Source organism: Bradyrhizobium sp., assembly GCF_035701725.1.
Taxonomy (GTDB): domain Bacteria; phylum Pseudomonadota; class Alphaproteobacteria; order Rhizobiales; family Xanthobacteraceae; genus Bradyrhizobium.
The window spans coordinates 1-5,097 of record NZ_DASSRP010000091.1 but is presented as its reverse complement, the minus strand read 5'-3'; the positions used below and the strand labels follow the sequence as shown (position 1 = coordinate 5,097).

The following is a 5,097-nucleotide window of genomic DNA, read 5'->3' as shown; positions in this document are numbered from 1 at the left end:
TGAAAAGCCGCCGGCACAGCGTCCCTCGCCCGCGAAAGCCGCACCCAGACCGGGCGGCGCGGCGCCGCCCCGATCGGCGCCGAGGGCCGGATACCTGGCTGTGCATAGCGTGGAAAAGAGCTTTGGCACCCGCAAGGTGGTCCGCGGCGTCAGTATTTACGTGCGCCGGGGCGAGGCGGTCGGCCTCTTGGGCCCCAACGGTGCCGGCAAGACCACCGTCTTCTACATGATCACCGGCCTGATCAAGGCCGACCGCGGCGCCATCGAGCTCGACGGCCACGACGTCACCAAGCTGCCGATGTATCAGCGCGCGCGGCTCGGCGTCGGCTATCTGCCACAGGAAGCTTCGATCTTTCGCGGTCTCACCGTCGAGCAGAACATCCGCGCCGTGCTCGAGGTTGTCGAGCCGTCGCGCAAGAAGCGCGAAGCCGAACTCGATTCCCTGCTCGACGAGTTCAACATCACGCGCCTGAGAAAATCGCCGTCCATTGCGCTATCCGGCGGTGAGCGGCGGCGCGTCGAAATCGCGCGCGCGCTCGCCACTCGTCCAAATTACATGCTGCTCGACGAGCCGTTCGCCGGCATCGACCCGATCGCCGTCGGTGACATTCAGGATCTGGTTCGCCATCTGACCAATCGCGGCATCGGCGTCTTGATCACCGACCACAATGTTCGCGAGACGCTCGGCCTCACCGACCGCGCCTACATCGTTTATGCCGGCGAAATTCTGACCGAAGGCAGCCCGGATGAAATCGTCGCCGACCCGGATGTGCGCCGGCTCTATCTCGGCGAGGAATTCCGCCTCTAGGGACGCGGGGTGGGCGCGGAGTCCAAACGCCCCGACCGGGACCGGGGCGTTGCCCTGCCTTTAACCGGCCGGCGACATCAGTCTTTTTTCTATGGAGTCAAGCCGTGTACATCGGCTTGCGAGTAGGATAAGCAAGAATCGGACCAAGTTTTTGGAATCGGTTTTTTGCCTCCATGGCGCTGACGCAGAGACTAGAATTCCGCCAGTCGCAGTCGCTGGTGATGACGCCGCAGTTGATGCAGGCGATCAAGCTGCTTCAGCTCTCCAATCTCGACCTTTCGGCCTTCGTTGAAGAGGAACTGGAGCGAAATCCGCTGCTGGAGCGCGAAAGCGACGGCCCGGAAGCGCCAGTGGCCGGCGAGGCGGCCGCCGGCCAGGCGGAGCGCGCCGAGGGCGATTTTGACGACGGCTTCTCCGGCGATGGCGCCGAGGCGGGCGGGGAGGGCTTCGAGCCGCCGCAGGAAGAATGGATGAACCGCGATCTCGGCAGCCGTACCGAGATCGAGCAGACGCTCGACACCCCGCTTGACAACGTGTTTTCCGAAGAACCGGCGGAGGCCGCGGCACGCAGCGCGCAAGATGCGGCGCCGACGACCTATACCGAATGGGGCGGCGGCGCCTCCAACGACGACGGCTATAATCTCGAAGCCTTTGCCGCCGCCGAGGTAACGCTGGCGGGCCATCTGGCCGAGCAACTGGCGGTCGCCTTCAGCGCGCCCGCCCAGCGCATGATCGGCCAGTACCTGATCGATCTCGTCGATGAAGCCGGCTATGTGCCGGCGGATCTCGGGCAGGCGGCCGAACGGCTCGGCACCTCGCAACAAGAGGTCGAGGCCGTGCTTTCGGTGTTGCAGAAATTCGATCCACCCGGCGTCTGCGCGCGTTCATTGAGCGAGTGCCTGGCGATCCAGTTGCGCGATCTCGACCGCTACGATCCGGCGATGCAGGCGCTGGTCGAAAACCTCGAGCTGCTGGCCAAGCGCGACATCGCGGCCTTGCGCAAATTATGCGGTGTCGACGACGAAGACATCACCGACATGATCGGCGAAATTCGCAGGCTCGATCCCAAGCCCGGCCTGAAGTTCGGCTCGGCGCGCACGCAGACCGTGGTGCCCGATGTCTATGTGCGCCCGGGTCCGGACGGCGGCTGGCACGTCGAACTCAACAGCGAAACCTTGCCGCGCGTGCTGGTCAACCAGAGCTACTATTCCCAACTGTCGAAGACGATCCGCAAGGACGGCGACAAGTCCTATTTCAGCGATTGCCTGCAGAATGCGACCTGGCTGGTTCGCGCGCTTGATCAGCGCGCCCGTACCATCCTGAAGGTCGCGACCGAAATCGTTCGTCAGCAGGACGGGTTCTTCACCCATGGCGTGGCGCATCTGCGGCCGCTCAACCTCAAGGCGGTGGCCGACGCGATCCAGATGCACGAATCGACCGTCTCGCGCGTCACCGCCAACAAATACATGGCGACCAATCGCGGCATCTTTGAGCTGAAATATTTCTTTACCGCCTCGATCGCATCCGCCGATGGCGGTGAGGCCCATTCGGCCGAAGCGGTGCGCCATCACATCAAACAGCTGATCGATGCGGAAGACCCCGCGCTCATTCTTTCCGACGACACCATCGTGGAACGATTGCGCGCAACCGGCATTGATATTGCCCGCCGCACCGTCGCCAAGTACCGCGAGGCGATGCGGATTCCCTCGTCCGTCCAGCGCCGACGTGACAAACAAAGCATGCTTGGTAATGCCCTGTCGTCGTCAGCTTCATCCTCCGATCGCTCGAAGGACCCTCAGCCCGCCTGATTGCGTCCTGCCAAAATCGGAATAGTGTTGGTGCGATCCGCCACACGATAAGAAACGATCGAGGCACCCATGACGCTCCGGATCTCTGGAAAAAGCATTTCGGTTGGCGACGCCTTGCGCGGGCGGGTGAACGAACGCACCGAAGAAGTGCTGCGCAAATACTTCGACGGCAACTATTCCGGCCACATCACGCTCAGCAAGGACGGTTCTGGTTTCCGAACCGACTGCGCATTGCATTTGGATTCCGGAATCACGCTTGAGGCCGATTCCAGCGCCGCCGATGCTTATGCCAGCGCCGACCAGGCGCTGCTGATGATCGAACGGCGGCTGCGCCGTTACAAAAGCCGGCTGAAGGATCGCTCGGCGCGCAAGGCGCATGCAGAAGCGCAAGCGCTCAAGGGAATTGACGCGCTGACATTCGATGCCGCGAGCTATGTGATCGAGGCGCCGGAGAGCGACGAGGAGATACCGGGTTATAGCCCCGTGATCATCGCCGAGGCGACCACCTCGCTGAAGCGACTTTCGGTTTCCGAGGCTGTGATGGAGCTGGACCTCACCGGCGCGGTCTGTCTGGTGTTTCACCACGGCTCGAGCGGACGGATCAACGTCATCTACCGGCGTGCCGACGGGAATGTCGGATGGATCGATCCGCCTGCGGTAAAGGCGCCGGATTGAGCGCCGAAGGGAACCGGCCACCGAAAAGATTGTTTTAAAACAAGACGCTAAGCATCACGCCGGCCCTATCCAAAACTATCGCATAGAAGGGTGTAAATCGGCATTGACGACCCCATTGACCGTCCCTATGGTCCGCGCCCTTAACGATACGGGGCAGGGGAAACCCTGCAGGTGTTGGCACCGCTCTTGCGTTGGAGTAGAAGCCCACCCAATTAGGACCGGGGTGGTGGACGGCCGCCTCTCCATCTCATTCGCCCGCCGAAGTCTGCTCGAAACCTGACGATCGATTCACCTGGCAATTACCTCGGAACGCCCCGATGACGATTACCGATCTGGTCGCACCCGAGGCGATTCTCCCGGCTTTGAAAGTCAACAACAAGAAGCAGGCGCTGCAGGAACTGGCGGCGCGCGCCGCCGAACTGACCGGACAGAACGAGCGCTCGATCTTCGAAGTGCTGTTGCAGCGTGAGAAGCTGGGAACCACTGCGGTAGGATATGGCGTTGCCATTCCGCACGGCAAACTTCCCAAGCTGGAAAAGATTTTCGGCCTGTTCGCGCGGCTGGAACGCCCGATCGATTTCGAGGCGATGGACGGTCAGCCGGTCGACCTGGTGTTCCTGCTGCTGGCCCCGGAAGGCGCGGGCGCCGATCACCTGAAGGCCTTGGCGCGTATCGCGCGGTTGTTGCGCGATCAGGACGTCGCCAAGAAGCTGCGGGCCTCGCGTGAGGCCCAGGCAATCTATTCGGTGCTGGCGCTGCCTCCGGCAAGCGCGGCCTGATACGCTTACCGATATCCCTTGAATGAAAAAACGCGGACGGCCCATACGTGGGGGCGCTATCCGCGTTTGTTCCAAGCTCGCATTCCGCGTGGTCGGCGTTAAGGCGCCTCAGTGCACGCTGACGGCTTGCAATTCGTTGCTCCATGCATTGGCGATCGCGGCTTCGCGCGAGTCGGTCAGCATGATCGGGGTGCCGTCGGCGGCGTGGAGCGCGAACAATTTCAGTCCTGGCGCGATTTCCGGCGCCTCCGGAAACAGCCCCGGCACGTCTTCGGAGCGGATCTGCTTCACGTAAGCGATGTGGCCTTCGCCGAGGCTGGCCAGCGCCTCCAGGGAGACGCGAGGTTCCAAAGCAACATTAACGTCAGTCATGGTCTCGACTCCTTCTGAGTCCAAGCGGTCGAGTCCGCTACTCGTTCCATTATTCGTGTTCATTGATAGCAATTGTCTTAACGACCCTCTCCGGTTCTGGCCGGGCAAGGTCGATCGACAACAGCCCGTTCTTCAAGTCCGCGCCGAGCACCAGCATCCCCTCCGCCAGCACAAAGGTGCGCTGGAAGTGGCGCGCGGCAATGCCGCGATGGATGTACTGCCTGGCCTTGTCCTCCTGCTGACGGCCGCGGATGACGAGCTGGTTTTCCTCAATGGTCACATCGAGTTGGTCGCGGGTAAATCCGGCAACCGCGAGCGTGATCCGCAGCTTTTCGGGCTGCCCGTTGGCACGGTCGCACCGCTCGATGTTGTAAGGAGGATAGCCGTCGGCACCCTTGACGACGCGATCGAGCGCACGCTCGATTTCGTCAAATCCCAGCAGAAAGGGACTGGATAACGAGGGAACACGAGACATCTTTGCAAAGTCCTCTCGAAGCGACTTTGAGTTTTGGGGCCCTTGCGGCACCCCAGATGACCTGAAGGTGGATTCACCCTCCGATCACTGACCAATATGGGCATAAATCGGGGCGGTTCAAGCGCCCCAAATGCCCCGTCCGAGCCTTGCCTAAAAGCCTTTCCGAAGCATTACCAAGGC

General features: G+C 62.0%; 6 protein-coding genes. 4 read left to right on the top strand and 2 right to left on the bottom strand.

All coding sequences use genetic code 11. The features are described from left to right. From lptB to ptsN, 4 genes are all read left to right on the top strand, one after another. Positions 1-808: LPS export ABC transporter ATP-binding protein (lptB, locus tag VFL62_RS04760; RefSeq protein WP_325171223.1), on the top strand; the 808-nt coding region annotated here is incomplete at its 5' end. Positions 809-981: 173 nt separating this feature from the next. Continuing rightward, positions 982-2,616, top strand: a complete 1,635-nt coding sequence (gene rpoN / locus VFL62_RS04755) for an RNA polymerase factor sigma-54 (protein WP_325171222.1) — start codon at positions 982-984, stop codon at positions 2,614-2,616. Between the two features lie 69 nt (positions 2,617-2,685). Continuing rightward, entirely contained in the window at positions 2,686-3,291 is a 606-nt protein-coding gene (gene hpf / locus VFL62_RS04750; protein ID WP_325171221.1) for a ribosome hibernation-promoting factor, HPF/YfiA family, read from the top strand. 317 nt (positions 3,292-3,608) lie between these two features. Further along, the gene (ptsN, locus tag VFL62_RS04745) at positions 3,609-4,070 is read left to right on the top strand and encodes a PTS IIA-like nitrogen regulatory protein PtsN (protein ID WP_325171220.1); all 462 of its coding nucleotides are present in this window, start codon (positions 3,609-3,611) and stop codon (positions 4,068-4,070) included. 108 nt (positions 4,071-4,178) lie between these two features. Here ptsN and VFL62_RS04740 read toward each other — a convergent pair whose 3' ends face one another. After that, the gene (locus tag VFL62_RS04740) at positions 4,179-4,442 is read right to left on the bottom strand and encodes a DUF1150 domain-containing protein (RefSeq protein WP_325171219.1); all 264 of its coding nucleotides are present in this window, start codon (positions 4,440-4,442) and stop codon (positions 4,179-4,181) included. A gap of 49 nt (positions 4,443-4,491) precedes the next feature. After that, positions 4,492-4,917 (bottom strand): Hsp20 family protein, encoded by a 426-nt coding sequence (locus tag VFL62_RS04735; RefSeq protein ID WP_325171218.1) that lies wholly within the window; start codon positions 4,915-4,917, stop codon positions 4,492-4,494. Between the last annotated feature and the right edge of the window lie 180 nt (positions 4,918-5,097).